The following is a 26,551-nucleotide window of genomic DNA, read 5'->3' as shown; positions in this document are numbered from 1 at the left end:
TTAAAACTTTCTGAATTATAACTCATATAAAATACTCGGTCAAATTGTTTTCCCCATTTTATTCTAAGAAGTATTGGAACCGTTCTCATGAGTGTTTTTTATGAAGTTCTTTACTTCCCTTTCGTATTCATACAAAAAAAATGTTAAGCACGTCTGCTTAACACTTTGAATAATAATTGTATAATTGCTACTTACTTGCAAAAAAACGGTCGAAAATTTGATACAGTGCAGAAAGACCAATAAGCCAATAAACGGTATCAACAAGTGCCGGTACAGAACCAAAAACTTTTTCCACTAGATTAAAATCTAGCGCAACAAATAACCAGTTTAAACCGCCAATAATCACCAGAATTACTGTAAGGTAAGACAAAAATTTCATTATGATTGCCCCCTCGGTGAAAAATGGTGAAAGGCCTTTCACTATATCATATGCATGAAATTCTTGAATTTTCCTATTTTTATTTTTATTTTAAACCTTGCAGGCCCTGACCGGTTCTATGCGCGGCTAGATGCTCTCGTCCCCCTTAAAAAGAAAGGGGTTTTATCTTGTATATATAGCGTTGCACTTTATACCGTTTTTATCTTTCCTTCAAATATTATTTTTCGTCCACAGGGCTCTACAACCGTTTTTCCATCTTTTTTCACCTCATGAAAAATAGGCTCTTCCATGCGGCGGGACGGTGCATATCCTTCCTTTTCCATTCTTTCTAAGCACTGTGCAATTGTTTCATCTGGTAATACTTCAAATTTCTTCTTTTTTAATTGCTTTGTCATCATTTTACCTACTTTCTACTTTCCTTATCATTGCTTGACTTTTCATATATGTCACATAAACAATCGATATTACTGCCATAATGATCATAACGGCAAAGAAAAAGCTTGTATACTGTATTTTCTCTATAAATAGTCCACCTAATACAGGCCCAGTAATACTTCCAATACTAAAAGCAATTCCGCACAAAATATTTCCTGCTGGTAATAAATGCTTGGATAATAAATCCGTCATATAACCGAGTCCAAGGGAAAAACACGATCCAATAATCATACCAGCAAGTAACATACATATAAATACAAGCCAATAATATTCATCGAATATAGCTGCTAATAGAAAAACCACTGTACTGACGCTAAATGTCCATGTTAAAATACGCTCTCTTCCAAGACGATCACTAAGTATACCAAGTGGTATTTGTGTAACAATTCCACCAATCGAAAACGCTGGCAATAAAAATGAAATTTGTTCAACTGACCAACCTTTCCTCATTGCATATACAGGCAAATTGCTATTTAGCATCCCTTCTAATACACCGTAAGCTAACGGTGCAAGTAACGCAATCCAACCCATTATCCAAACTTGCTTATAGCGCTGCAAAGATGATTCCCTTTCTTGATTTGCTTCTCCTTGATCAGGAAATGCATTTTGCGTTGGAATCAACAATAACCACCCTATTAAACAAAGGACAGTTGATACAATAAATGGCGTTGCAATACCGTATTGTACTGTACTTGCTAAATAAGGTCCCACTGCAAAACCGATACTAAAGAATGCTCCATAAATAGAAACTTGTTTTCCTACCTTGTGCGGACTTGCAGTTGTAGTAATCCACGTTTGTGTTCCAACATGAAGCATATGATCCCCTACCCCAACTAAAAAACGAAGAACAAACCATACCCAAAAAGAAAATGTTTGCGTAAATACAAATAATGCTCCAACAACAATGAAGCCTCCAATTACAATAAGAGGTTTCATTCCAAATTTTCGCATCGGTTTCTCAAGCCAAGGTGAAATAACAAGAATACCAATATATAATGCCGTTGCATGAATACCATTAAAGCTTGAGCTAATTCCCTCCTTCTCAAAAATCATTGCAATTGCCGGTAACAGCATACCTTGTGAAAGTCCAGAAATCGCAACAATTCCAACCATAATCCAAAACGTATACCTTCTCCCCATTTCATTACGCTCCCTCTCTAAACTCACATCCTTTATTATAGTCGTTTTATCCATAAATCGTATACTTTCAATTCCCACAAAAATAAAGCTAGAAGTCCAGACTTCTAGCTTTCTCCTTTTGTTTTCAACCTTGCATGTGGCAGGAAAAGGCCCTGACCGTTTCTATGCATGGCCAGATGCTCTCGCCCTCCTAAAAAGAAAGAGGGTTTTTATGTCGATTTTTTAATTTGTATTTATATAGAGATTTTACATATGGCTGCATCGTTTCTTATTTGCAATAGGAAACAATGCAGCTACTCTTTCAAAAATGCGATTACTTCATTGATAAACACCTCTAAACAATCAATAAATGGAGAATGTCCGCAATCTTCTAACACGACCAATTTTGCATTTGGTAGATGGTTTGCCAGTTCTTCACCAACTACTTTAGGCACCACATAATCACGATCACCTTGTATAACTAATATTGGCATCTGAATACGCTTCATATCCCCGTTCCCGGCTACAACTCCGTTATGTTCATCTGATATATTAAATGTTACAAGTCCATAATTTACATCAACAAAATTGCGTTGCGTCAACATATCATTCAGATATTTTTCATAGCGATCTGGGCTAGGTTGATGATGCGTATAAATAAGTAAATTCCAGATATTGCGATAATACTGCTTATCCTTTTGTTTTAAAGCTTCGACAACAGGCGCAATTTGAACAGAATCTTCCGCTATTTCTTCTTTTGTTTTTAAAAGATTAGACACAATTGGTTGACCATTTATGTCCTTCTTAAAAATTGGATATCCTTTCACTCCTACTGATTCTACCAGTATGAGTTTGTTCACATTCATCGGATAAGCTGCTGCAAACTGCATAGCAACTCCTCCTCCCATTGACCATCCGACCAATGAAAAATCTTTTAATTGCAGTTTATCTACGAATAACTTCACATCTTCTGCAAAATCATTCAATGAATCAACTGGATGGTGATAAGTTGAAAATCCAAAACCACGTAAATCAAGGGCATAAATATGATAAGAATCTTGTAATTGTTCTATAACTAAATCCCAATGCTGTGAAGATGTCATATTCCCGTGAATAAGCACTAATATTTCTGTTCCATTCCCCGCTTCTTGATAAGCAATTGTTTCTCCACTTGATAATGCTACTGATTTCATAATGCCAGGTTTCATTATTCTCTTTCCCCCTCAAAAGTATCAATTACATACATTTCAAAAGACAGAAAATTCTAATTCAATAATATCACATAGAATATATGTTCTCAATCAGAAAATCAACTAATATTTTACATTAGCATAATAATGGACTACTAGACAATTCAGATGAAAAAGGATATAGTTAGCTAGGCAACTAATTGGAAGGACAAAAAATATGGACGAAAAACAACACTTTTTTCACACTGTCAGCCAAACCTCTCGGAAATTTTCCAAGAGGTTCAATGAACGCGTTTCTCCAACTGGTTTATACAGTGCGCAGTGGGCTGTAATCTTCAGACTAAATCAAACCGGACCGTGCACGCAAACAGAATTGTGTCATTATTTAAACGTTGAGTCTCCAACAATGACTCGTACTTTAAAACGTATGGAATTAATGGGATGGATTACTCGGGCAGAAGGAACAGATCGACGCGAGAAACTCATTTCTTTGTCAGAAACAGCAATTGCAATGATACCAAGTTGGCAGGAAGAAGTAGACTCATTTGAGAAAAAGACATTACAAGACATTAGCGAGGAAGAGCTGCGCCTTGCTTTTCACGTACTACAAAAAGTAATTCATAATCTCGATTAGAAATTGGAGGGATGACTATGGAAAGTCAAAAACTTTGGACGAAAGACTTCATTGGAACATGTTTGAGTAGTCTATTTCTCTTTTTAACATTTTATATGTTAATGACAACTTTACCTATATATGTTATTGACGGATTAAAAGGAAAACCTGAAGAAATGGGTCTTGTCGCAACAGTGTTTCTTATTGCTTCTGTAATTTGCCGACCATTTACAGGGAAATGGCTTGATGATTTAGGAAGGAAGAAGATTTTATTCATCTCCCTTTCGTTATTTTTAGCTGCAACAGTAATGTACTTCGGTGCACAAAGCTTATTTTTACTGCTTGCTCTTCGCTTCTTTCATGGCATCGGATTTGGAATGGCAACAACAGCTACTGGTACAATCGTAACAGATGTAGCACCACCCCACAGGCGCGGTGAAGCACTTGGCTATTACGGAGTATTTATGAGCTTACCGATGGTTATCGGTCCTTTTTTAGGTTTAACGATTATTTCCAAGTTCTCATTTACAGGTTTATTTATCCTTTGTTCTATATTTTCTATACTTGCTTTTCTATGCGGACTATTAGTAAATATTCCTGACGAAAAAACAGCAGGCAATAACGAAAAGAAACGTATGCAATGGAAAGATTTAATTGAGCCTTCAACAATTCCAATTGCTCTGACAGGTTGTGTACTTTCCTTTTCCTATAGCGGTATTCTTTCATTTATTCCCGTTTATGCGAAGGAGCTTGGCATGGCAGATATTGCTAGTTATTTCTTTGTTGTATACGCAATTGTAGTTGTTGCTTCCAGACCATTTTCAGGAAAAATATTCGATCGATTCGGAGAAAATGTTCTCATTTATCCATCTATTATTATCTTTATGATGGGAATGTTCGTTTTAAGCCAAGCACAAACACCATTTTGGTTACTGGCTGCTGGCGTACTTATCGGCTTTGGATATGGAACCTTAATTCCAAGCTTCCAAACAATTGCAGTTAGTGTCGCACCAAATCATCGACGCGGATCTGCAACAGCCACTTATTTCTCATTCTTCGATACAGGAATCGGTATTGGTTCTTTCGTACTAGGCATTATCGCAGCACATTCAAGTTATCATCATATGTATTTTATTTCTTCGATTATTGTTGCATTTACATTATTGATTTACTATTTTCTTCATGGACGGAAACAAAAGTTCAAAAAGCAAACAACGCAAGAAAAATTATCTGCTTAATCCTATAAGAGAGAGTAAACTTCTACGTTTACTCTCCTTTTTTTGCTTCTTTATAAGCCTATCTATTATAATAATATAAGAAGGAGGCTTATATTATGAGATTTAAAAAATCCCCGCTCATTTTAATCATTTTGATTTTTGTATGTATATTAACTGGTATGGGATTTACGTTATTCAATCCAAATAAAAGTTTTTCTTCAAAACAAACAGTAACGAAAAAAAACTGGTTACAAGATCCCTATCTCCGTTGGTCTTATTCACATATGCGTGAATTTGCATCAACAAAAGTTGTTGCTAAAAATCAAAATTATGTATCCTCAATCCAGGCTAATTTGCAAAATCTAGATAATCTAGAAATCACAGATGAAAATGAAAATAATACAACGGTTCGGAAATTATTAGAAAAACAAAAAACAGATGCCTTTATTGTTTTACATGATGGAAAGCTTGTATATGAACAATACTTTCATGGATATAAAGAAAACGAACCGCACGGTATGGCATCGGTAACAAAAGTATTTACAGGGCTGCTCGTTAACTCACTCATTGAAGAAGGAAAACTACAACCCAATGCAACTGCTGAAACATATGTAAAAGAGTTACAAGGAACACCATTTGGAATCGCAACAATTCAACAACTTTTAGATATGCAAGTTTCAGTAGAATATCCAACTCACGGCTTTAAACAAGCTGGATTAAGTAATCAAGATGCACAGTTATATTTAGCAAGCAATCTTCTTCCTCGTCGTAAAAACTATAATGGACCGGCAACAATATATGACATGTTACTAGAAGCAAATGAAACCGCTGCTCCAGGAGAAACATTTTCATATAATAACGGTTCTGCTGAAACACTAGCATGGATCCTTCGTACTATAACAGGAAAATCGCTCGCAAATCTAGTAAGTGAACGTATTTGGTCACCAATTGGCGCAGAAGAAAATGCATATTACGTTGTTGATCAAACTGGGGTGGAACAAGCAAGTGCAGGATTAAATGCCACAGCTCGAGACATGGCAAGATTCGGGGAGATGATTCTGGACAATGGTGTATATGACGGAAAACAAATTATTTCTTCATCTATTATTGAAGAAATGAAACATATTAACAAATACGAACTCCCAGTTGGCGATGGCGAGGAATATTCTTATCATAACCAGTGGTGGATTTCCCATAACGAGCATGGGGCATTTGAAGTACTTGGCAGTTATGGACAAAGATTATATATCGATCCAACTGCACATATGGTTATCGTTCATTTTTCTTCCAATGCGAATCATAATGGAGAAATACAATCCGCATATGGGAATATGTATTTACAAATCGCGAAGCACTTACAAAAAGAGCCCTCTAATTAAGTTGAAATTTTCGAAGTTTTTGTTACGAAAAGAGCTGTCTCATGACAGCTCTTTCTCTATAATTGAAATTACATATTTCCATTGTTCTTCTGAAAAACATAACGGTTTTAACTGAAATACCATTGAACAGATCTCTTCTATATAATGGACATTTTCCTGTAAAAATTCCCATCGGAGCAACTTAGGTATATGCATATCTGCAACTTGTTCACTTTGTTCTACTAACATGTCTACTTCTCTCTCACAAATACCTCTTATCAGATACTCTTCTCGCACTTCTTGTTTGACTTTAGAAAATTGCTTGCTATTCTCCTTTATACCAAGTAAACAATCAAGATAAGAACCAAACAAATCATCTTCTCTTTTACATACATTCGCAATTTTGTAAATCAGTTCCCTATTTTTCATAATCTTGTTGCCTTTTCATATATCTTTTGCAGCCAGTTCTCTCTTTTTTCTTGTTTACTATTTTTCACTTGTTTCAAAATGGCATCGTTGAAGCTATAAGAGTTTGGATGTGCATATACAATTAATATGTTCATTGTAAACAACACCTTCCTTTAATTCCCTTTTGACTTTCTCTATACTCACATGCTATTCTAATACATGTCAGAGGGCAAGCCTCTTTGACAAAACGACAGGCACCTATTCGGCGATGGTGTCTTTTTTATTTGCTAGCCGAGAACGCCCATCTTTCGGGGCACATTTAATTTTTGAACACTACACACAGCACCATTTCCTTATAAAAAGACTGCATTGCACAGTCTTTTTATCTACATAATACTTATCAAATAGAATTAATTTCCAAACAAATATTACTATAAAAAAGAGAGAGTAGCTCCCTCTATATTATTTTACTGTGTAGTAAATACCTTTATCATCTATATATTTGTGCGGCTCTGCTAAAGTAATTTTCCCATCCAACTTTAACTCATCTAGCAGTCGCAGTAAGTAAAATTGCTGCAGCATCTTCTTCGCAAATTTCCCTTTATGTTCAGCTGCAATATGTTGTTGAATATCCAATAATGTAATCGGCTCTTCCTTCTCTTCCATATATTTATAAATTGCATTACGTAGTGTAATATATTTCTCAAGTGTCATAATATGCTCGCTCCTTTCTTCTCGTTATCCATCTTTCATTATCGGTTTTTTTGCAATAAAAAAACCTCTTCGATAAGAAGAAGCGGATCATATCTCTTCCTTCTCATCTGTCAGAACAAAACTGTTCTGCTGGAATTAGCACCTGCATTGCGGTTGCTGGGTTTCATCGGGCCAGTCCCTCCACCTCTCTGGATAAGAAAATATTCACTTTATCTCTTACTATAATGAGTGCAACCAAAAAAGCCAATTCTTATAAGAATGATCAGAATTCATTTTTTAGAATGCTATGATATTTTATTTCATTTTGCTCATACTACAAATGTATAAGACCAAAGGAGGCGCAGTCATGCCAAAAAATGCACGCGGTCACGTTCAAGATTCTTGCCAAGCTTTACACGAAGCAACGAACTGCTTACAAAACGCCTTACAAACAGTTGAAAAATCGGATAATCGTCAACGGATTGAGCAATCTTTGCAAGCTGTTCAACATGCGCTGCAACAATGTGATAGTACAGCGGAAATTTTGGCTCAGGAATAAAAAATCCACAACAAAAAAAGTAAGCACGTATGAATCATGCTTACTTTTTTATTTATGAACTTACTATCAGCCCTTCAATTGAAATAATACTGTAGTAGCAATGAAAAAATAAACTGAATTAACGATTTCACACACACCGTATATCTCCATATTTTCAAATTCTACAATTAAAAAAGACACCCCCTACATGATGTAAGAAGTGTCTCAAAAGGCAAACGAATATGTAAGTCGCGATCCTACTGTATATATGTATGCCTTACTAGAAGAACTTATTCACTCTTTACGTAAGAATGCGTGTATGGTAGTTCCTTATTCTAATATGCCATACTTCTTCTTAAAGCGTGTCAATATTTTAAGCCAAGATGTACTAAACATCCAAAGAAAAAGGACATTGGAAAGTGCATGAGCAAGATCAAAATAAAAGCTTGTAATATATGCTTTAATAAAAGTATCCCATGTTAATTCTTTCAAAAAGCCAATAAGGAACCATAAATTCATAATCCAGTTAAAAGCAAATCCTGCGATAAAACCAAAAAGAATTCTTCCCCATAATGTTTTCATCATCCACGTATGCCGCAATAGTCCTGCCGAAAATCCCATCATACCCCAGCAAAACATTTGCCACGGCGTCCAAGGTCCTTGTCCTAAAAATATATTAGAAACAAGTGCAGCTGTTGCCCCGATTAGGAAACCAGTCTCACTGCCAAATACAATTGCTGATACGATAATAACAAACGACGTTGGTTGTACACTTGGAATGATCGAAAACGGAACACGGCTAATCGCAGCAATTGCCGCTAGGACAGCTACAAGTACAATTTCACGTGAAACAAACGCTTTTCTCTCAAAACGCACATAAAATGGCAGCATAATCATAATTAAAAAGAAGATACTGCACCATATGTAGTATTGATCCGTCACAATAGACGTAAATAAAAGTGTACTGATCAATACGAACAAAACCGCTAAAACGATACAAGCATATCTTTTGGACACGCCTCAAACACATCCTCCCACGTTAAAGCATACGGCAATTGTTTACGAATAAACCGATTAGTTGACGTTGTATAAAAAAAGTTCTCACTAAAAAAGCGCGCCGGTGTTTCTTCCATGATAATTTTCCCATCAAATAACATAATACAGTTATCCACATATTTTGCTGCAAATTCAATATCATGCGTCGCCATAACAATTGTCGTTCCTTCTCTTTGTAATTGTTGAAACAACTTGCCCAGTTCTTCTTTCTTCCCTGGATCTAGTCCCTTTGTCGGTTCATCTAATAATAAGAGATTTGGCTTTGATAATAATACTGTACAAAGAGCAATTAATTGCTGTTCCCCGCCGCTGCAATCATGCGGATGGCGATTGCGAATATGGAAGATTGAAAACTTCCGAAGCATTTCTTCTACTTGTTCATTCGCTTCTCTTTTATATAATTCTTCTGCACGGCTCAATAACTCGTCCCAAACAGTATCATGCGTAAAATGATAGTAAGGATACTGGGACACATAACCGATGTTTTTAAAACGTTCTTTCACTTCCGCTTTATGAATGGGCTTTCCTTCCCAAATTACTTTTCCTCTGCGACATTTTTGCAATCCTGCTAAAAGCGTTAATAGCGTTGATTTTCCAGTACCATTTTTTCCAACAAGCGCTGTCCATTGCCCTTGTTTAACATCCAACGTCAAATCCTGTAAAATGAACGGTCCATGTTTTTCATATTGAAATGAAACATGTTTTGCTTGTAATAGTACATCTCTTTTTTCTATATGCTGTAATGGTATGTCATACCGAAACTCATTTAAAATAGGACGAATTTGTTTTTGTGCATCACGAACTGTAAACGGAACATGTTCAGCCTTCCACTCTAAAAACAATCGTGGAATTTGCGGAATATATGGGCGGAACGCTTCTACTTTCCACATTTCTGGAATCACTTCATTTGGCTTTCCATCATAAACAATGGTTCCTTCATCCATAAAAACAATTCGGTCAGCAAGCGGAACCACTTCGTCTAAACGATGTTCACTCATAATAATTGTAATTCCTAATTCTTCATGAATTCGTTTCAATAGTCCTAAAAAATCTTTTGCTGCAATTGGATCCAACTGTGCTGTCGGTTCATCTAATAACAACAATTTAGGCTGTAAAACAAGTACAGCAGCTAAATTTACAAGCTGCTTTTGTCCTCCAGATAACGTATGTACAGATTGATGTAACATATCTTGAAATCCTAAAAAACTAATTAATTCAGCAATTCTCTTTTGAATGACAGTTGTTTCATAGCCGATGTTCTCTAATGAAAATGCAAGTTCTTGAATCACCGTATCCATCACAAGCTGATTCTCTGGATTTTGAAATACCATACCGATTTCCTGAGCCGATAATAAATCTGGTATTGTTTGTAAGGATGCTCCATCATAATACATGTTGCCCTCTCTCATACCAATTGGGAGAAGTTCTTTTTTGAAATGTTTTAATAGCGTCGTCTTACCGCAACCAGAACGGCCTGCTAATACAACAAATTCTCCATGGGAAATAGATAAAGATACATTGCATAAAGCAGCAGACTCCTCGTCTGTATATGTAAATGACAACTCTTTTATTTCTGCATGCGCCACCATAACCACTCTCTTCCTTCTATTAGAATTGGTAGACTTATATACATAAGAAATGGAATCAATACAAGCACATCATTCCGCTCTAAAAACAGCGATTCTACTTTTGGATAGATTGTTAAAATACCATATCCCCTACTTACACCGAAAAGACAACATACAAATAAAATGACGAACAAACTAAGGATCAACCAATCTCTACGTCCCATACGGTACCGAATATATGTACTTCGTTTTGTCACACCGAATCCACGTGCTTGCATAGAATCAGCCGTTTGAAGTGCTTCTTCTAATGAGAAAACTAATAATACTTGTAAAAGCTTCATACCATTCTGTGCCCTTTCTTTCAAAGAACCCGCATCCACTTGAACTCCCTTTGTTTTTTGTACAAGTGTAATATGAGTAAGACGCCTCATAAATAAAGGTACAAAACGGACTGTAATCATCGTGAGCAATGCTGCTTTTGGTGAAATACGGGAAAATAAATATAAAAACTTATGACTCGAAATCATTTCATTATAAGAGGTGAATGTAAACATAATGACAACCAACGATAACGCCATTGTGCATCCATATGTTACAGCTTCTAATGTAATTGGATTATAACCAATATAAAATAAAATCGTACTGCCTCGATGCGTTAATAACGGATTGGCTATTGTAATAATAAAAGCGAAAAAAAGTGAACTAGGTAACATTTTTCTCAATTTTTCTCCATTACCTTGCGTAATATTTAATATAAGGATCATACAAATTGCACCAATTAAAAAAACAGGGTGAAGACATACCATACATAGTATCATCACCCCTACATAATACAGGAAATTAACGAATGGATGCATAGAAGAAAATGCTAGTTTCATTGACCTTTACCGCTCTTCTTTCCTATAATCTAACGTATAAAACCATTCAATTTTATCTCCTTGTTTCACTTTATACCTACCCGCACCCATATTAGCAACAACGCCATTTACACTATATTTCCATCCACTCCCGGCACCTTTAGCTTTCTCGTATAAGTTATTAATCCCTTGAACATATACACCACTTCCTGAACCTGTATATTCCATTTGAATCCCTTTTTGCTTCAATGTCCGGCCTAACACTTTAAACACAGTATCTCCATCTTGAAGTTCTACTTCTGTATCTCCTAAAATTGCACCTTGATCATCCCGAACTGATAACGTAACTATCTTTTTCTCTGGTTTTGGTTCTGGTTTCGGCTCCGATTTTGGTTCTGGTGCAGGTACTGGATTTACTTGTGTCTGCTGTACATTTTCTTGTTTCGGTGTTTCTTTCGGTTCATTTACAACTTTCGATTGTTCTTGTTGATTTTGTGATGGTTCTGCCGCTTTCGTTTGAGAGTGATTCTGTTCTATAGATTTTGAATCTGCATTTTTTTCTTCTTTTTGTTTCTCTGCTTGTTTCTGTTCTTCTGCTGGCTTTTGTTCTTGCTTACTATCTTCTTGTTTTTGCTCTTCCTGTTTATTCTCTTCTTGCTTCTTTTCTTCTTTTTTCTCTATTTGCTTTTCAGCAACTTTTGTGTCGGTTTTCACTTCATTTTGACTACATCCCGCAATAAAGCTAAATGAGAAAACTAACAATACAAGCCATTTCATCATTTTCATCTTTCTCACACCTTTCTTTCATAATAAAATTAGGAGCAAATATTTGCTCCTAATTTTGTCAAGCCGCATTTCTTCTCCATAATACATATGCACCGGTCATACATAATACGCCGAGCGCTGCTGACGTAGCAATGCCTCCACCTGACATACCTGTCTCTGGTAAGTAACGATTTTCTACTTTCGTCTCTTTTTGTACGGGTTGCTTTCCATCATTTGAGGCAAAAGGTTCATTTGTTTGCTTTTGCGGTTCTTCTGCTACTGGTTGTTTTGGCTCGTCAGTTGGTTTATTTCCTTCATTTGTTGACGCCCCCGTTTTTGTCCAATCATAAACAGAGCCTTTACCCGTTAAAAAGTTCTTATATTGTACAAGTGCTAACATTGCTTGCTCCGTTGTCATGCCACTATCTTCCGTATCAGCTGGCAACCATTTAAACCCACCATTTTCCAGTTGATAGGATAATAGATTTTGGACCGCATTATAATTATTTTTTGTAAATGTAGCACTCGTTGGATCGATACCAGCTGCCGCTAGCCCAAGAACAGCTTGCGCTACACTGTTAGCATTTTCTACACCAGCAGATAAAAATCCACCTTTACCTGTTTGTGTACTAGCTAAATATTGCTTCGCTTTTTCTAACGATTGTTTTACTTCTGCTTGATCTTGATATGGTGCTAATGCCGTAAGAGCCATCCCTGTTACATCAGCATCACCTGGTTCCTCTAAATTCCCCATATACGCCCAGCTACCGTCTGTATGTTGTGATTTTAAAATTGCTTTAATTAAGCCATCGCGATTCCATTTTGCATTCGCTGGCACTTCATATTTTTTTGTGTCTAACGCAATTAAACTAAAAATGTAACCTGTAATAGAATCTGTCTTTTCGAAGTTATATAACTTTGAAATTAAGTTATTACTAGCAATGTTTGTTGGATCTCCACCTACTGCTGAAACTGCTAAAATTGTACGCGCTAATTCAGTAGAAGAAAAATTATTTTCTTTTTCTTCAACACGTTCTACTATCGATTGTAAATAACTAGACTTTGCATCTTTAGAAACTTCTTGACCTGATTGAGTAAGTCCAATCATGACCCAGTCACTATCGATACCGTCTTTCATCATCTTTTGTGCAGTTTTTGCAATCGCTTCATCAACTTTCTTTGTTACATCAACTTTTGTAGGTTCTTGTGGTTTTGGTGCATCTGGCTTATCTGTATTTGGTTTTTCCGTATCAGGTTGTTTCTTACACGTACCAAGTTTCTCTAACACTTGCTGCAAAGTTTCTTGATTCATATTGTTCCAATCCACAACATAGCGATACGCTACAACATCTCCAGCCTTTAATTTATAGCTATCTGCCCCAACCATTGGTGATTGATTATTTACCTCATATGTCCAGCCGCTTGTTGCACCAGCCATTAATCCATCAATACCTTTAATATATGCACCGTATTTTGTATTTTCTGCCGTTACTTTATTACCCATTTCTTTGTTGAGTAAACTATAGGCTGTTTCTCCATCTTGAATGGCAACTTCTTTTGGACATAGCATAATTCCTTTTTGTGAATCTCCAACAATCGCTAACGTTGCTGTATTCCCTTCAGCAAACGTAATATGTACAGTATTTACAAAAGACAACACAACCAATGCAACTGTCATAAATGACGTTAACAACCACTTTTTCATGTTCGTCATACTGATGAATCCTCCCCTCTCCTAACAATCACATAAAGTGAAACTTCCATTAGTGGGGGTTTCCTTCATCCCACAATGGATCCGCATAAACACGCGTCGAAATGAATATTCAATACATACATAACACCTTTGTTGCTTCCTTTATATAGGAAACAATAATTTTTTACATCATAAAATTTTGCGATCTTACAAAATTCTGTACTATTTTACTATTTATATATTTTTTTGTCCATCATTTATCATATTTCCTTCTTAAGAATAACAATATTTTTATCCGTCTATTCGTGGGCATTAAGCCCCCCATCTCAAGATTGTAAGAAATTCCAAAAAGATAGGATCCGTAACAAGTAGCCATCAATAGAAGATGGAAAAAACACGAATAGAATCTTCACTTTATTCCCTCATTTTTATATCATTACTCATGATGAATTTCTTTTTCACATACAATTACACCATCTTCGTCAACATAAACATAATTTCCTGGAATCCAAGAAACTCCGCCAAAAGACACAGGAATATTTGTTTCTCCCTTCCCTTCTTTCACACTTCGCTTTGGCATTGTCGCAATTGCTAAAATACCGAGTTCTATTTTCCGAAGTTCCACACAATCACGAACACATCCATAGATAATTATGCCTGCTAAATTCCGTTCCCTTGCTATGTTTGCTAAATTATCACCAAGTAATGCGCAATTTGTTGAACCCTCTCCATCTACAACTAATACCGTTCCCTCTGGTACCATCTCTAGCGCCCTTCTTACGAGTACGTTATCATCTTTAACTTTCACCGTCGCGATTTTCCCGTGAAACTGCTTTGTCTTTCCATACGATTGAAATAATGGTTTACATACTTGCACTTTCATTTCATTTGCATCATAAAGATCAGTCGTTCTCCACATCACTTTTCCTCTTTCCTTTTTACGATTTATCCCGCTACTTTAGGGCAGTAAAAGCCCGATTGGGCGGGCTTTCCATGAGTGGGGGATGAAGAAAAATCCCCACTCATGGAAGCTTCACTTTATGTTACATATTCTTGTCCTTTCCTATTTTCCCTGTCTTAATTTGCAAAATTTTGTATACTAAAAAGAAGAACTAAAAAAGGAAGTGTGTAACATGAGTAGTAAAACAAATGCTTGTCGTTTATTAGATAAGCACAAAATCGCATATACAGTTCACGAATATGAATGGGATGAGGAGAACCTAGATGCGAAACATGTCGCTGAGCAAGTTCATTTACAATTAGAACAAGTCTTTAAAACACTCGTCCTTCGCGGCGATAAAACGGGGGTCATTATGGCTTGTATCCCTTCGCATAAAGAGCTCAATTTAAAAGCGTTAGCATCTGCAAGTAAAAATAAAAAAGTTGAAATGGTTCCAATGAAAGAAATACTCGGATTAACAGGATACATACGCGGCGGTGTTTCACCACTTGGTGTGAAGAAAAATTATCCACTCTTTATTGACGAATCTGCTGCAAATTTAGACCCAGTTAGCATTAGTGCTGGAAAAAGAGGATTACAAATTTTTATGAATGGCGCCGCCCTAATCAAAATTAGTAACGCAACACCTAGTTCCATTACTTCATAACAAAACCTGTCTCAACAGATGAGACAGGTTTTGTTTAAAATTCTCGGCGAATTGCTGATAACACATTAATATTAGTTGCCTTTATTGCCGGCCTTAGTCCAGAAAAAATCGCAATAATTATACTAATAGAAACAGAAATAACAATAAGAAATGGGGGAATCATTGAAAATATAAATCCTTTTGGTGCCTCCGTTTTTGCAAATTCTTTTAATAAAATGGGAATTAATTCATTTACACCTAAACTAATAAGGTATGAGATGAAAATCGCTAACAGAGAACCAACAAATCCTATTATTGCGCTCTCCATTACAAACATCCTTCTAATGATTGCTGGATTTGTTCCAATAGCTTTCATAATACCAATCTCACTTGTCCGCTCCGTTACAGCCATCGTCATCGTATTAAAAATTCCAATTGATGCAATGAGTACAGCAATTGTACCTACAAAGATTAGTCCAATCTTTACAATCAAGAAGAAAGTATCTACTTGTTCAATTTCTTCACTAACAGAATATACATGAAATCCCTTTTCTTTTAACATTTTTGTTGTACTTGCCACTTTATCAAACGATTTTGCATATACCTTTATTTCAGGATGAAATAGTTCGTTTTTCCCCCCCTGCTCTTTAAATAATTCATTTATTTCGTTTTCTATTTCTGCATTCATATAAATTCGATTGTCTTCCATCCAATCTCTTGATGGTGCCTTTAAAACTCCGACAACTGTAAAATTGTATTCTTTTTTCACTTCACCTTTCTCATCTTTTATTTTTAATATTATGTTCTTATTTAAAAGTTTTCCTTCATAACCAGTCACCTTTTTATCCGGCTCATTTTCTATTACTTGTTTTTCTTCCGCAGTTAACAAACTCTTCGCGAAATTATGACCAATTACTACTTCTGTTTTGTTTTTCGGAAGGCGGCCTTCTGCTAGTTCTGCTTGCGCTTTCAGTTCTTCTTCCATATTCGTTGTTACTGCTTGTACATTTCCAATACGATTTTCAAAGAAAGCTTCAGTTTGCATCGTCCAATATTTTTGCATAATTACTGCTTTTATTTCAGAACTTTGCTTTAAATAATTTAAATCTTCCTCAGAAATTTCTTTTTTATCTTTTTTTCCATGAATACTAATTTCCGTAATAATTTGTCTTGATAATATATCATCTGTAATACTCTTTTGTAGCCCAAAACCAACAGAGGCTAAGACAATAAGAAATGCACAACCAATTGTTGTCGCAAAAATCGTCATAAATACTCTTAGCTTATTTTTCTTCATATTCCGCCATACAAATTGTAACTGATCTTTAAACTTCAAATGGAACCCTCCCATCTATTAAACGACCATCAATTAGGCGTAATTTCCTATCAGCAATTGAAGCCACTGCTTCATCATGCGTAATCATGACAAATGTGATGTTCTTTTCTTCGTTCAATTGTTTAATAAGCTGCAAAATATCTTGTTCTGTTTCTGTATCCAGACTTCCAGTTGGTTCGTCAGCTAAGATAATCCCCGGTTCTGTAATAAGCGCTCTTGCAATACTAACACGCTGTTGTTGCCCACCTGATAACTCATTCGGATAATGATGCCTATATGATTGCAAACCTAATTTTGTTAATAATTCTAAAACCCTATCTGTCCGCTCTTTCTTTTCTATTCCTTTGAGTGTAAGCGGAAGTTCCACATTTTCAAAAGCTGTTAAACTAGAAATCAATTGAAAGTTCTGAAAGACAAACCCAAAATGTTCTAGTCGAAATAGAGCCCATTCTTTTTCAGTAAAATTTGTAGTATCAATATCTTGTACAAAAATACTGCCTATATTTGGTGCTATATACCCAGATAATAAATGTAATAGTGTGGATTTTCCTGAACCACTTCTACCAACGATTGCTACTCTTTCTCCTTTATTTATAGAAAATGAAACATTGTCTAACACTCGAATGGATTGTTCCTTTCCTTTTTTACCGACCTTAAAAGAGTATGATAAATTCTTTACTTCAATCATAGAATTCCTCCATCTTCTTAATATTACGTGTACTATTACATATAGTACACCTAATACACTATTAAACATTCCTAATTTTGTCAATCTATTTTTAAACAAAAATAAAAATTGATAATTCCAATAATTCGTAGTATACTACTTAAAAATCTATAGGAGAGATTGCTTATGTTTAGAATAGATTGTTCTTTCCAACTTCATCATCATACATAAAGCCTTGTATCCGAAGAAATTTTTTCTTCGTGGGTACAGGGCTGTTCCTGTTTACCCACGAAGCGATTATAAAGCTATGTGGGTATTTTCATACCTGCATAGCTTTTTTTATTTTAAAAAGGAGTGATAAATATGAACTTGCAAAATGTAAAAGGGACAAAAGACTATTTACCTGAAGAACAAATGCTGCGTAATACAATTAAACGGACTTGTGAAGAAACATTTGAGGCTTATGGCTGCAAACCACTAGAAACACCTATTTTGAACATGTATGATTTGATGGCTTATAAATACGGAGGAGGATCTGAAATTTTAAAGGAGATGTACACGCTTCAAGATCAAGGTAATCGCGAACTTGCACTGCGGTATGATTTAACCATTCCCTTTGCAAAAGTTGTCGCTATGAATCCAGAAATCCGCCTTCCTTTTAAACGTTATGAAATTGGGAAAGTATTTCGTAACGGTCCAATTAAACAAGGGAGATTTCGAGAGTTTGTACAGTGTGATGTAGATATAGTTGGCGTTGAATCTGTCTTAGCAGAAGCTGAATTAATGGTAATGGCTCTTGATATATTTAACAAATTGAACTTAGACGTAACCATTCAATATAATAACCGAAAACTATTAACAGGATTGTTACAAGCGATTCAAATCCCCGAATCACAGGTGCAAGATGTTATTTTATCTGTAGATAAACTTGAGAAAATCGGTATTGACGGTGTAAGAAATGATTTAATGAATCGAGAAATACAAAGTGAAACGATTGATATGTTATGTAAGACATTAGAAACATGTATGTCCATGCCACTTTCTGAATTTGATAAAGCCTTCCCTAACCCTCTTGTTAAAGAAGGAGTTACTGAACTTCAAGAACTTAGGCAATACTTAGTTGCACTTGGCATTCAATCTAATACAATGTTCTCTCCTTTTCTTGCAAGAGGGCTCACAATGTACACCGGAACGATTTATGAAATATTTTTAACCGATGGCAGTATTACTTCTAGCATTGGTAGTGGTGGGCGCTATGATCACATCATTGGTGCATTTCGAAGTGATCATAAATCTTATCCGACAGTTGGAATCTCGTTTGGTTTAGACGTCATTTATACTGCTCTTATCCAAAAAGAACGTGCCTCCTCTTCTGTCGATATCTTTATCATTCCACTCGGAACACAGGCAAAGTGTTTAAAAATTGCTCACACATTGCGAACAAATGAAAATGTAAAGATAGAACTTGAACTGGCAGATCGTAAATTAAAACGAGCCCTTAACTATGCAAACAAAGAAAACATTCCATATGTACTTATTATTGGTGAAGAAGAAATAAATAACAATGTAGCTGTTTTACGAAATATGAAGGAAGGAACAGAACAAACGATTCCTCTTGCTTGTATTGAAAATGGAACTTTCAAACAATATTTATATCGTTAATTGACTCCTCCCGTACATACTTGATTTTTTTATGTATTTGTTACAACGAATTATAAAAGGAGAAACGTACATTTCTGCTACGTTTCTCCTTTTAATACATAGGCTATATATAAGATAAGATTTAATTTCGCATTCATTTTTGATTAAAGCTTATTCAAAAATTGATTTAAATCTTGCTTTGTTTTCGTCGTTAATGTCTTTAGCTTCTTTAAATCTTGTTTTTGTTTTCCCATTTCAACAAGGAGTGGATATAAATTTTGCTCAATTGTTTTATAATCGGATACGTGCTGCGTTTCAACTTCTTTCTCAACTACATCCCATTTATCAGTAAGTTGCTTGCCAAGTTTATTTACAGCTTCTTGTTTTGGATTAGCTTTCAATTGCTTGTCCACTTCTTCTATTAATTGTACAACTTCTTTTACCCCACTCTTCACACTAGCATTTTGCTTTCCATTTGTTGATTTTGTTTCAGTTGTTCCGTTTTTCTCATTTTTTGTTTGATCTGTATTCGTTGATTTCGTTTCATTTGTTCCGTTTTTCTCATTTTTTGTCTGCTCTGCATTCGTTGATTTCGTTTCAGTTTTCCCATCTGCGTTTGTTGTTTTTGAATCCTTTTCCTCATTTTTACTCGTATTTGTTTGTTCTGCACTTGTTGTTTTCGCTTCTTCTTGATTGTTTGTTTGTTCCTTTTTACCTTGATTTGCTTGTTCTTTTTCTGTTGAGGTACCGCAAGCTGTAATGGAGAGCATCGCTCCAATTGCCAAAGAAGCAATCGATATTTTTTTCAATTTCATAATAAGCCTCCTAAAATTACAATTTCGCCTCCCAAATAGGTTTCTATATACTTCCAAAAATCCCTTTTTATTATTTATTGAAAATGAAAATTTCTCAATAACATCCTCCAGTCGAATGAATAACCTGTCCGGTCACCCATGCCGCTTCTTCACTTGCTAAAAAAGCAATCAACTGAGCTGCATCCTTTGGCTCACCAATTCTTTCTGCTGGAAATCTCGTTACAAGATGCTGTTTCACCTCTTCATTCATCGCCCCTGTATCCGTTGGTCCTGGATTAACCGCATTTACTGTGATTCCTTTTTTGGCAGCAGCTGGTGCAATCGAAGTCGTAAATGTTTCGATTGCACCTTTTGTTATGGCATATGCAAGTTCATCTGGCATCGGCCTTAATGATTGCCCCGACGTAAGGTTAATAATTCTTCCGCCTGTTTCTTTTGTAAAGTGCTTCATAAATAGTGTACTTAACAAAATCGGTGCTCTTACATTCACCGTATAATGCGAATCTAACTCTTCCACATCGATTGACTCATAATTTGTATTTATAGAATATGCAGCATTATTTACTAAAATTGTTGGCTCTCCGAAACGTTCTGATACCATATATAACAAACGGTTCGGTGCATAAGACTGCGCCAAATTAATCTCAGCCATATCACAACGTACGCCAAAACTTTCAACTTCTTCTTTTAATAAAAACGGCTCATCTCTGTTCATTCCCCAAGACATCGCTTTATCATAGCGAGAACAATAAGTAAAAAAGATATCTATTCCTTTCTGAGCTAATTCTTTGCAAACTGCTGCTCCAATCCCATGTAACCTTGTTGCACCTGTGACAATTGCAATTTTCCCCATAGCAATTTCTCCTCCTCATATAATAAATCCTCTGTACAGTAACAGAGGATTTACGATTTATTTAATATTTGCTAGAATACGTTCAGCACCAAGTTGTAAACTACGAGACACGATCACATTTACAATAGTGAAAATAACTAGGATACTGAAAAACATCCCCCACATTCCAACTCCTAATGAGAAAAATAATGCACATACTCCGCCAACAGTAATGCCCACTAACAGTATATTCACAAAAAAGTTCCAAAGCGTAGTATAACGACTTTTAAACATTTTTTGTTCGGTATCCCAATGAATATCAGCTGTTTGCGCATCCCAACGTGTGCCAATTAAATTGTTTAACCATAACCCATTTGCAGAAAGTAAGAACCAAAGTAAGATAAATACTAGTGACACACCGCCTACAATGATAAGCACTAGACCAACGATCGCTAAAATAGTAGTATTAATGAGCCAAGCTGTAAATACTTTCGCAAAGAAAATGCCTTCTGCCTTAACTGGTAAATAACGATTGATAAACCACGTACGACCTTCCCTCGAAAAAGATGTTGTCGCAATAACGTTGGACCCCATTAAAAACATACCTGCACAAAAAGCAAGACCAAGCGCAAGACCTGTTGTTTTACTATCATTTATAAATTTATTTATCCAAGCTAAGTTACCGTCTTGCACAAAAATAATAAAGAAAAACATAATTGGCATCACGAAAGTTTGCACAATACAATTAATAAAAAATTGTGGCGTACGAGTCAAAATACGAAATTCTTTTTTCACATATGCTTTCCAGTGTGAATTTTGTACGGTAGCTTTATTAAAATTCTCAGAAGAAATCACTTCTTTTTTCGCAGTACTATTTGAAATCCCAATAACCCCTTTTAAATATGTGCGTTCTGCAACATAGAAAAACAATGCATAAAATGCGAACGAAATCGCAGCGAAAAGAAGTAAATATAAAGTCCCTTTCCACGAAGTACTTTCTGTTAATGCAATTGCACCAAAATATGTTGTCGGAAAATAGCTTGTCATTTCAAATAGAAATGAAGACTGATTATTTGTAAGAAAGTCTGCTGCTGATCGCCCAGAAGCAGCACTTCTATTTTTCCATTGTATAAATATATTAATACCGACAACTAGTAATAAAGTAAATAACCCCATAAACATATTATTTCGATCTTTATTTTTTGCAATATTTGTATAACGCATAATGATTATCATAAGAAGTGAAGCAAGAACTAACGGAATAATCGGGAAAAATACGTAAACAATTAAAAAGTAAACATAATATGTAATAAATGCACCACTTTGTAATCCATACACAATGAAAATAGGAAATAAAATAAACGAAGTCATTACATATTGTGTAATTAAAACGGTAATAAACTTCGCAGTAATAATGTGGGCGGGCTTAAGTGGTAGTGGTAATAACATTTCAACGTCATTGCTATAGTAAAACACTGTTAAAATTGTCGTAATACTAAACACAAATACCCAGATGCTGCCAATAGCTAATCCCATGCCAAGTAGTACGTTTTCCTGATTAACTTGTTTTAATACGCCATACACACCATTCGCAAGTGGAGCTATAAATAAAAACCCAACAAGCAAAAGACCTAATAATGAAAATAAAGATGTAACACGCTTCTTCTTATCAGTTACCATATCAGCATAGTTCATCTTTAATAATATTTTCGTTAACATCCAAATTTTATTCATTTTCTGTCATCTCCAAGAACATTTTTTCAAGAGATTCATTAGATTCAAAGTGCTCCCGTATTTCTGCTAAATTCCCTTGAAATTGAAGTGTTCCTTTATTAATAATCGCAACTTGATCACATATTTTTTCAGCAACTTCTAACACATGCGTTGAAAAGAACACTGTTTTCCCTTTATCAGCGTGTTCACGCATCATTTGTTTTAATATAAATGCCGATTTTGGATCTAATCCCGTCATTGGCTCGTCTAAAATCCAGACATCTGGATCATGCAACAAAACTCCAATAATAATAATTTTTTGGCGCATTCCATGTGAGTAACTTTGAATTTGATCAGATAATGCTTCGTACAAACTAAAACGCTCTGCTAGTGTTCGAATCTTTTCTTGGCGCACGTCCTTCGGAACATCATACATATCCGCCATAAAATTTAAATATTCAATCCCTTTTAAGCGCAAAAACATATCAGGACTGTCAGGAACATACCCAAATAACTTTTTCGCTTCAAGCGGCTCTTTCGTAATGTCTTTTCCATTTACAGAAATCGTCCCTCTATCAAGAGAGTGAATACCTGTTATCATTTTAATTGTCGTTGATTTCCCTGCACCATTTGGTCCTAAAAAACCAAATATCTCTCCGCTCGGCACTGTTAAATTTAAATCTTTTACCGCAAATTTGCTACCATTATAGCTCTTTGATACACTAACAATTTCAATCATCCATATCCAACCCTTCTCTTATTTTCCAATAATTACATTATGATTATAACATAATACGTTTCTGTACTTTGTAAATTCCTAGAATTATCAGACACGAAAAAACCCTCTTCCTTCCACATTAACGAATAGTAAGACCTCCACTGCCGGAAGTCTTACTTTATTTCTACTATCCTATGTTTCCTTATCCATAAAAATATATATACGAAGCTACCCCAACTGCTAAAATAACCCCTAAAAGAAGATAAATAATTGAAAGTCTTGTAATATTTCCTTTCGTTGAAGTTCCGTAATTTTCTTCTTCACTTTTTCCTACCATAATCGTCACCATAACTGTCACTACTACTATAATTAATACCCCTAATATCCATGTTAACATTTCATCATCTCCTCCCTTCATTTCAAATTTTACGTTATTTATACTATTTATAACGTTGATACCTTTGTTATTATTTCAACAATTTTCAAATTAATTGTAAAATAAAGAAAATAAAAAAGATAGAGATTCTAAAAAGTAATCTCATGACTCTTTAAAATCTCTACCTTCTATTTTATTTTTCTTCTAACAATAAATCGCGCAAAGCGTGTAACTGTTCTTTCGTAAGTCCAATTCCTTTTTCGGCATATTGCCACGCGGAACCATATACATTGTGAATTTCATCAAATGCCGCTTGTAAATATTCAACTCTTGCTTCAAACATTGCACTTAAAATTTCAATACTTGCTTCATCTTTAAGATGTGCTCCTAAAAAGGCCATCATTTTCTCATTCAACTGTTGACGAAATCCATTACTCAGTAAATAATCCTGCATGATCGTCTCTTCTGGTACACCTAGTAACAGTAATAATAAAGCAGATGCAAAGCCAGTCCGATCCTTTCCTGCTGTACAATGGTTTAGAAGCGGTAAGTTGTTTGCGTCTTGTATAAGTTCTAAAAATGTCACAAATGCATCATTACCCGTCACGAAATCTCGGTTCATCTTCACTAAATATTCTCCCGGCTTGCCAAGCATTGATAAATCTCCTAGACGGAAAAACTCGTTAATATTTAAATCTTTCGCTAAATCTTGCATAACTGGTAAGGAAACTTGACGAACATCTTGTATCTCAGGGTTTGGTTTATGTTGCACTTCGAAATCTGTACGATAATCGCAGACAGTTCTTAATCCTAAATCATGTATATAACGAATATCTTCTTCTGTTAATCCTGCCAATTCTTCAGAACGGTACAATTTCCCCCATTTCACCATGCGGCCATCTTTTGTTTCATACCCGCCTAAGTCACGAAAGTTAAACGCACCTTGCAATGGTAAGCGGCGCTCTGCTACTGTAATACGCTCTCCTTTATTCGTAACTAATCGAAAATAAACTCGCATAGCTGGATTAGGATCTTCAATTGTAACTGAAGAAGCGTTTGTTACAATCGTTAATAATTGCCCATTTTCTTCAATACCTTCTGGAGATGTACTCCAATAAACACGTACTGATTCTTCAACACTGCCCCAGTTTATAGATAGAATGTTATCGTTTTCTCGTTCTACTGTTACATCTAAACCTGTCTGTTTCATGTTCGTTGCCATTTTTTCACCTATCACTTTCTCTATCGTTTCTAGCATTTATTGTATATCACATCATATAACACATCTTACATATTTCATGACATTTTGCCATCAATTTTTATATACGAAGAAAACATTCCCTGTATATCTGTAAAAGATGTACAAGGTATTCCTCGAAATACATAGGCAATTTGTTCATTCCCCAAATCCTGATATACAACTGTACCTCTTTGTGGATGCACATAGTATTCACAGTTTCCAATCTTTTGCGGGGAACTGTAATTTCTTATCCATGAGGATACAGGGTGATAGCTATAATTGGTATGCCGACATGCCCATAGTGTATATAATTGTTCTTTTGCATCCCAATATACATACTGCGTTTCGTTATCACCAAAACCAACAGACTCTAATTCCCATGAACAAGGAACTAAAAGCGGTAATGATACAAATTCCTTTTCTTCAGGTGAACACCATGCGGAGCAACGACTGATTTCGCCTCCAGCCTTTTCTATATGAGCCTGAAAACTTAGACGATGAAATGGTAATTTCATTTGTTGTTTTGCTTTTTCTAATTCAAGTGGCTGTAGTCCATATAAAAATTGCTCCATCTGATGCTGTTCGATAACTCCATCATCAATAGAAATTTCAATTTGTGTTTTCCACTTAGAAGTGACGTAACTATCGTATCCTTTATAATTTATCCCGCGCCAATATGTAAGTTTATTATATTGAAAACAGTCACCCTGTGCGTGATACAGACAACTGTCTGGAAAAGTTGGTTCCATAATATCCAGAAAAAACTGTTTCACGCGAAATATTCCTGTAGGAGTAATCACCTGAAACCAAAGCGTTTCCCACTTTCCACTCTCCTGCCGCTGCGATATGTGCTCTACATGCCAGTCTGGAAATAAAATTTCCGGATATAACGGAATCATTCTTTTAAATGCTTGTTTTAACATCCAATTCCCCCTTGATTTATTTCTTCAATATTTCGAGAGGGATCTTCATTTACCCTTTTCTAATCGCTCTAGTGTATTTCTCTATCTTCCCTAACTGTATACAGTTGTTGTTAGAAAACACTCGTTTCATAGCATCGTTCATTTCGTCAGTGCTCCCTACATAATATGAGGCACCAATTTCTTTTAAAATGTATAAGGCTTTTTCATGAAGCATTGTCCCGTATCGTTTACCACGCATATTCGGGACAATACCAAGATAAAACAATCTTCCCTCTTCTACTGTACCTGGCTCTATATGCGGCAAAATAACACCTACTGGATCTTCTTCTTGAAAGGCGACTAAACAATGTTCGTTCCATCTGCCGCCAATTTCTGTTTGAAAAGCAGCTAATAATTGATCTATTGATAATGTTTCTTTCGTATGCAAAGAATCTTGCATAGATTCCAGCCAAATTGTTTTAAATGTGTCTTCGCCTACTTCATCTATTGTTTTCAACGTAAACGGAACTTCCACATCCGTAACATCAGATAAATCTTTCAGTACCATAACACAACTTTTTTGATGCTGAAATTGTAAACACTGAAACACCTCTTCATAATGTGTATAATTTGGACTTTTTGATGAAATAACAAAATGTAAATGTAAAACTCCTTTATCTGTTGCTTTTTCTATCCAATATTGTACAACATCTGTCACTTGTTCCTTTGTAAAGGAAACTGTATTATTTTCTTCAATGGTAATATAATAAGGCTCCCCTACTAATACTTTAAAATCTCGTTCCAAATTAACAAATTGATTCATTCTTTAACCTCTT

The 26,551-nt window shown here is 35.4% G+C and carries 29 protein-coding genes and 1 riboswitch; of the genes, 6 read left to right on the top strand and 23 right to left on the bottom strand.

The features are described from left to right. Positions 1–187 precede the first annotated feature (187 nt). The 4 genes from MR076_RS17275 to phaZ form a co-directional block, all read right to left on the bottom strand. Entirely contained in the window at positions 188–379 is a 192-nt protein-coding gene (locus MR076_RS17275) for a DUF378 domain-containing protein (RefSeq protein WP_242222527.1), read from the bottom strand. Positions 380–567: 188 nt separating this feature from the next. Then, entirely contained in the window at positions 568–774 is a 207-nt protein-coding gene (locus tag MR076_RS17270) for an NETI motif-containing protein (RefSeq protein ID WP_242222523.1), read from the bottom strand. Positions 775–778: 4 nt separating this feature from the next. After that, positions 779–1,954, bottom strand: a complete 1,176-nt coding sequence (locus MR076_RS17265; protein WP_242222521.1) for an MFS transporter — start codon at positions 1,952–1,954, stop codon at positions 779–781. Positions 1,955–2,247: 293 nt separating this feature from the next. Beyond that, positions 2,248–3,144 (bottom strand): intracellular short-chain-length polyhydroxyalkanoate depolymerase, encoded by an 897-nt coding sequence (gene phaZ, locus MR076_RS17260; RefSeq protein WP_242222606.1) that lies wholly within the window; start codon positions 3,142–3,144, stop codon positions 2,248–2,250. Between the two features lie 196 nt (positions 3,145–3,340). Between phaZ and MR076_RS17255 the strand changes: the two genes are divergently transcribed. The 3 genes from MR076_RS17255 to MR076_RS17245 all read left to right on the top strand — a co-directional run bounded on the left by MR076_RS17255 (position 3,341) and on the right by MR076_RS17245 (position 6,332). After that, positions 3,341–3,757 carry a MarR family winged helix-turn-helix transcriptional regulator gene (locus tag MR076_RS17255; protein WP_242222520.1) on the top strand — a complete coding sequence of 139 codons (417 nt, stop codon included), beginning with the start codon at positions 3,341–3,343 and terminating at the stop codon, positions 3,755–3,757. A 17-nt stretch (positions 3,758–3,774) separates the two neighbouring features. Further along, entirely contained in the window at positions 3,775–4,974 is a 1,200-nt protein-coding gene (locus MR076_RS17250; RefSeq protein WP_242222518.1) for an MFS transporter, read from the top strand. A gap of 95 nt (positions 4,975–5,069) precedes the next feature. Then, positions 5,070–6,332 (top strand): serine hydrolase domain-containing protein, encoded by a 1,263-nt coding sequence (locus MR076_RS17245; protein WP_242222517.1) that lies wholly within the window; start codon positions 5,070–5,072, stop codon positions 6,330–6,332. A gap of 39 nt (positions 6,333–6,371) precedes the next feature. On the opposite strand, the gene MR076_RS17240 is transcribed toward MR076_RS17245, so the two are convergent. The 3 genes from MR076_RS17240 to MR076_RS17230 form a co-directional block, all read right to left on the bottom strand. Further along, on the bottom strand, positions 6,372–6,740 hold the full coding sequence (locus MR076_RS17240; RefSeq protein ID WP_242222515.1) for a group-specific protein: 369 nt from the start codon (positions 6,738–6,740) through the stop codon (positions 6,372–6,374). Then, positions 6,737–6,874 carry an NAD(P)H-dependent oxidoreductase gene (locus tag MR076_RS17235; protein ID WP_242222513.1) on the bottom strand — a complete coding sequence of 46 codons (138 nt, stop codon included), beginning with the start codon at positions 6,872–6,874 and terminating at the stop codon, positions 6,737–6,739. Before MR076_RS17235 ends, MR076_RS17240 begins: the two co-directional genes overlap by 4 nt. 307 nt (positions 6,875–7,181) lie before the next feature. After that, entirely contained in the window at positions 7,182–7,433 is a 252-nt protein-coding gene (locus tag MR076_RS17230; RefSeq protein ID WP_242222509.1) for a hypothetical protein, read from the bottom strand. A 100-nt stretch (positions 7,434–7,533) separates the two neighbouring features. Further along, a riboswitch (SAM riboswitch) is annotated at positions 7,534–7,632 on the bottom strand. 147 nt (positions 7,633–7,779) lie between these two features. Between MR076_RS17230 and MR076_RS17225 the strand changes: the two genes are divergently transcribed. Next, entirely contained in the window at positions 7,780–7,971 is a 192-nt protein-coding gene (locus MR076_RS17225; protein ID WP_242222507.1) for a hypothetical protein, read from the top strand. A 309-nt stretch (positions 7,972–8,280) separates the two neighbouring features. Here MR076_RS17225 and MR076_RS17220 read toward each other — a convergent pair whose 3' ends face one another. The 6 genes from MR076_RS17220 to rraA all read right to left on the bottom strand — a co-directional run bounded on the left by MR076_RS17220 (position 8,281) and on the right by rraA (position 14,808). Beyond that, the gene (locus MR076_RS17220) at positions 8,281–8,967 is read right to left on the bottom strand and encodes an ECF transporter S component (protein WP_242222504.1); all 687 of its coding nucleotides are present in this window, start codon (positions 8,965–8,967) and stop codon (positions 8,281–8,283) included. Then, positions 8,937–10,595, bottom strand: a complete 1,659-nt coding sequence (locus MR076_RS17215) for an ABC transporter ATP-binding protein (protein WP_242222503.1) — start codon at positions 10,593–10,595, stop codon at positions 8,937–8,939. The genes MR076_RS17220 and MR076_RS17215 overlap by 31 nt, the downstream gene beginning before the upstream one ends. Next, entirely contained in the window at positions 10,574–11,452 is an 879-nt protein-coding gene (locus MR076_RS17210; protein ID WP_242222501.1) for an energy-coupling factor transporter transmembrane component T, read from the bottom strand. Before MR076_RS17210 ends, MR076_RS17215 begins: the two co-directional genes overlap by 22 nt. A gap of 6 nt (positions 11,453–11,458) precedes the next feature. Next, the gene (locus MR076_RS17205; RefSeq protein ID WP_242222499.1) at positions 11,459–12,217 is read right to left on the bottom strand and encodes a DUF4430 domain-containing protein; all 759 of its coding nucleotides are present in this window, start codon (positions 12,215–12,217) and stop codon (positions 11,459–11,461) included. Between the two features lie 58 nt (positions 12,218–12,275). Then, a complete protein-coding gene (locus tag MR076_RS17200; protein WP_242222497.1) occupies positions 12,276–13,910 on the bottom strand; it encodes a DUF4430 domain-containing protein in 1,635 nt (544 codons plus the stop codon). 415 nt (positions 13,911–14,325) lie between these two features. Beyond that, a complete protein-coding gene (rraA, locus tag MR076_RS17195) occupies positions 14,326–14,808 on the bottom strand; it encodes a ribonuclease E activity regulator RraA (RefSeq protein WP_242222495.1) in 483 nt (160 codons plus the stop codon). Between the two features lie 214 nt (positions 14,809–15,022). Here rraA and ybaK point away from each other — a divergent pair, with 214 nt between their 5' ends. Continuing rightward, positions 15,023–15,496: a Cys-tRNA(Pro) deacylase gene (ybaK, locus tag MR076_RS17190; RefSeq protein ID WP_242222493.1), complete on the top strand. Its 474-nt coding sequence runs from the start codon at positions 15,023–15,025 to the stop codon at positions 15,494–15,496. A gap of 34 nt (positions 15,497–15,530) precedes the next feature. Here the strand turns inward: ybaK and MR076_RS17185 are convergent, their stop codons facing one another. Beyond that, on the bottom strand, positions 15,531–16,811 hold the full coding sequence (locus MR076_RS17185) for an ABC transporter permease (protein ID WP_242222491.1): 1,281 nt from the start codon (positions 16,809–16,811) through the stop codon (positions 15,531–15,533). Beyond that, positions 16,801–17,499, bottom strand: coding sequence for an ABC transporter ATP-binding protein (locus tag MR076_RS17180; RefSeq protein ID WP_242222489.1), 699 nt, complete (start codon positions 17,497–17,499; stop codon positions 16,801–16,803). Before MR076_RS17180 ends, MR076_RS17185 begins: the two co-directional genes overlap by 11 nt. 342 nt (positions 17,500–17,841) lie before the next feature. Between MR076_RS17180 and MR076_RS17175 the strand changes: the two genes are divergently transcribed. After that, positions 17,842–19,140, top strand: coding sequence for a histidine--tRNA ligase (locus tag MR076_RS17175; RefSeq protein ID WP_242222487.1), 1,299 nt, complete (start codon positions 17,842–17,844; stop codon positions 19,138–19,140). Between the two features lie 143 nt (positions 19,141–19,283). Here MR076_RS17175 and MR076_RS17170 read toward each other — a convergent pair whose 3' ends face one another. The 8 genes from MR076_RS17170 to MR076_RS17135 form a co-directional block, all read right to left on the bottom strand. Then, positions 19,284–19,934, bottom strand: a complete 651-nt coding sequence (locus tag MR076_RS17170; protein ID WP_242222485.1) for a hypothetical protein — start codon at positions 19,932–19,934, stop codon at positions 19,284–19,286. A gap of 94 nt (positions 19,935–20,028) precedes the next feature. After that, positions 20,029–20,787 (bottom strand): SDR family oxidoreductase, encoded by a 759-nt coding sequence (locus MR076_RS17165; protein WP_242222483.1) that lies wholly within the window; start codon positions 20,785–20,787, stop codon positions 20,029–20,031. Positions 20,788–20,844: 57 nt separating this feature from the next. Then, positions 20,845–22,500 carry a putative ABC transporter permease subunit gene (locus MR076_RS17160; protein WP_242222482.1) on the bottom strand — a complete coding sequence of 552 codons (1,656 nt, stop codon included), beginning with the start codon at positions 22,498–22,500 and terminating at the stop codon, positions 20,845–20,847. Further along, on the bottom strand, positions 22,493–23,218 hold the full coding sequence (locus MR076_RS17155; RefSeq protein WP_242222480.1) for an ABC transporter ATP-binding protein: 726 nt from the start codon (positions 23,216–23,218) through the stop codon (positions 22,493–22,495). The genes MR076_RS17160 and MR076_RS17155 overlap by 8 nt, the downstream gene beginning before the upstream one ends. A gap of 181 nt (positions 23,219–23,399) precedes the next feature. Further along, the gene (locus MR076_RS17150; RefSeq protein ID WP_242222478.1) at positions 23,400–23,594 is read right to left on the bottom strand and encodes a hypothetical protein; all 195 of its coding nucleotides are present in this window, start codon (positions 23,592–23,594) and stop codon (positions 23,400–23,402) included. A 172-nt stretch (positions 23,595–23,766) separates the two neighbouring features. Beyond that, positions 23,767–24,783 (bottom strand): tyrosine-protein phosphatase, encoded by a 1,017-nt coding sequence (locus MR076_RS17145; protein ID WP_242222604.1) that lies wholly within the window; start codon positions 24,781–24,783, stop codon positions 23,767–23,769. 86 nt (positions 24,784–24,869) lie between these two features. Beyond that, positions 24,870–25,736, bottom strand: a complete 867-nt coding sequence (locus MR076_RS17140) for a hypothetical protein (protein WP_242222477.1) — start codon at positions 25,734–25,736, stop codon at positions 24,870–24,872. A 49-nt stretch (positions 25,737–25,785) separates the two neighbouring features. Beyond that, a complete protein-coding gene (locus tag MR076_RS17135) occupies positions 25,786–26,538 on the bottom strand; it encodes a GNAT family N-acetyltransferase (RefSeq protein ID WP_242222475.1) in 753 nt (250 codons plus the stop codon). Positions 26,539–26,551 lie beyond the last annotated feature (13 nt).

Origin of the sequence: Bacillus cereus group sp. BfR-BA-01380 (assembly GCF_022663535.1) — a bacterium.
In the GTDB taxonomy this organism is placed as follows: Bacteria; Bacillota; Bacilli; order Bacillales; family Bacillaceae_G; genus Bacillus_A; species Bacillus_A cereus_BB.
The sequence above is the reverse complement of the archived record's forward strand: the minus strand, read 5'-3'. Positions and strand labels throughout refer to the sequence as shown.

Bases quoted from the DNA above. Each gene is read 5' to 3' on its own strand.
- MR076_RS17175 (WP_242222487.1), top strand. From the start codon at position 17,842: ATGAACTTGCAAAATGTAAAAGGGACAAAAGACTATTTACCTGAAGAA.
- ybaK (WP_242222493.1), top strand. From the start codon at position 15,023: ATGAGTAGTAAAACAAATGCTTGTCGTTTATTAGATAAGCACAAAATC.
- MR076_RS17165 (WP_242222483.1), bottom strand. From the start codon at position 20,787: ATGGGGAAAATTGCAATTGTCACAGGTGCAACAAGGTTACATGGGATT.
- MR076_RS17255 (WP_242222520.1), top strand. From the start codon at position 3,341: ATGGACGAAAAACAACACTTTTTTCACACTGTCAGCCAAACCTCTCGG.
- MR076_RS17230 (WP_242222509.1), bottom strand. From the start codon at position 7,433: ATGACACTTGAGAAATATATTACACTACGTAATGCAATTTATAAATAT.
- MR076_RS17170 (WP_242222485.1), bottom strand. From the start codon at position 19,934: ATGAAATTGAAAAAAATATCGATTGCTTCTTTGGCAATTGGAGCGATG.
- MR076_RS17200 (WP_242222497.1), bottom strand. From the start codon at position 13,910: ATGACGAACATGAAAAAGTGGTTGTTAACGTCATTTATGACAGTTGCA.
- MR076_RS17270 (WP_242222523.1), bottom strand. From the start codon at position 774: ATGACAAAGCAATTAAAAAAGAAGAAATTTGAAGTATTACCAGATGAA.
- MR076_RS17160 (WP_242222482.1), bottom strand. From the start codon at position 22,500: ATGAATAAAATTTGGATGTTAACGAAAATATTATTAAAGATGAACTAT.
- MR076_RS17265 (WP_242222521.1), bottom strand. From the start codon at position 1,954: ATGGGGAGAAGGTATACGTTTTGGATTATGGTTGGAATTGTTGCGATT.
- MR076_RS17145 (WP_242222604.1), bottom strand. From the start codon at position 24,783: ATGAAACAGACAGGTTTAGATGTAACAGTAGAACGAGAAAACGATAAC.
- MR076_RS17245 (WP_242222517.1), top strand. From the start codon at position 5,070: ATGAGATTTAAAAAATCCCCGCTCATTTTAATCATTTTGATTTTTGTA.
- MR076_RS17250 (WP_242222518.1), top strand. From the start codon at position 3,775: ATGGAAAGTCAAAAACTTTGGACGAAAGACTTCATTGGAACATGTTTG.
- MR076_RS17210 (WP_242222501.1), bottom strand. From the start codon at position 11,452: ATGAAACTAGCATTTTCTTCTATGCATCCATTCGTTAATTTCCTGTAT.
- MR076_RS17225 (WP_242222507.1), top strand. From the start codon at position 7,780: ATGCCAAAAAATGCACGCGGTCACGTTCAAGATTCTTGCCAAGCTTTA.
- MR076_RS17240 (WP_242222515.1), bottom strand. From the start codon at position 6,740: ATGAAAAATAGGGAACTGATTTACAAAATTGCGAATGTATGTAAAAGA.
- rraA (WP_242222495.1), bottom strand. From the start codon at position 14,808: ATGTGGAGAACGACTGATCTTTATGATGCAAATGAAATGAAAGTGCAA.
- MR076_RS17215 (WP_242222503.1), bottom strand. From the start codon at position 10,595: ATGGTGGCGCATGCAGAAATAAAAGAGTTGTCATTTACATATACAGAC.
- MR076_RS17180 (WP_242222489.1), bottom strand. From the start codon at position 17,499: ATGATTGAAGTAAAGAATTTATCATACTCTTTTAAGGTCGGTAAAAAA.
- MR076_RS17150 (WP_242222478.1), bottom strand. From the start codon at position 23,594: ATGTTAACATGGATATTAGGGGTATTAATTATAGTAGTAGTGACAGTT.
- MR076_RS17205 (WP_242222499.1), bottom strand. From the start codon at position 12,217: ATGAAAATGATGAAATGGCTTGTATTGTTAGTTTTCTCATTTAGCTTT.
- MR076_RS17235 (WP_242222513.1), bottom strand. From the start codon at position 6,874: ATGAACATATTAATTGTATATGCACATCCAAACTCTTATAGCTTCAAC.
- MR076_RS17275 (WP_242222527.1), bottom strand. From the start codon at position 379: ATGAAATTTTTGTCTTACCTTACAGTAATTCTGGTGATTATTGGCGGT.
- MR076_RS17155 (WP_242222480.1), bottom strand. From the start codon at position 23,218: ATGATTGAAATTGTTAGTGTATCAAAGAGCTATAATGGTAGCAAATTT.
- MR076_RS17135 (WP_242222475.1), bottom strand. From the start codon at position 26,538: ATGAATCAATTTGTTAATTTGGAACGAGATTTTAAAGTATTAGTAGGG.
- MR076_RS17140 (WP_242222477.1), bottom strand. From the start codon at position 25,736: ATGTTAAAACAAGCATTTAAAAGAATGATTCCGTTATATCCGGAAATT.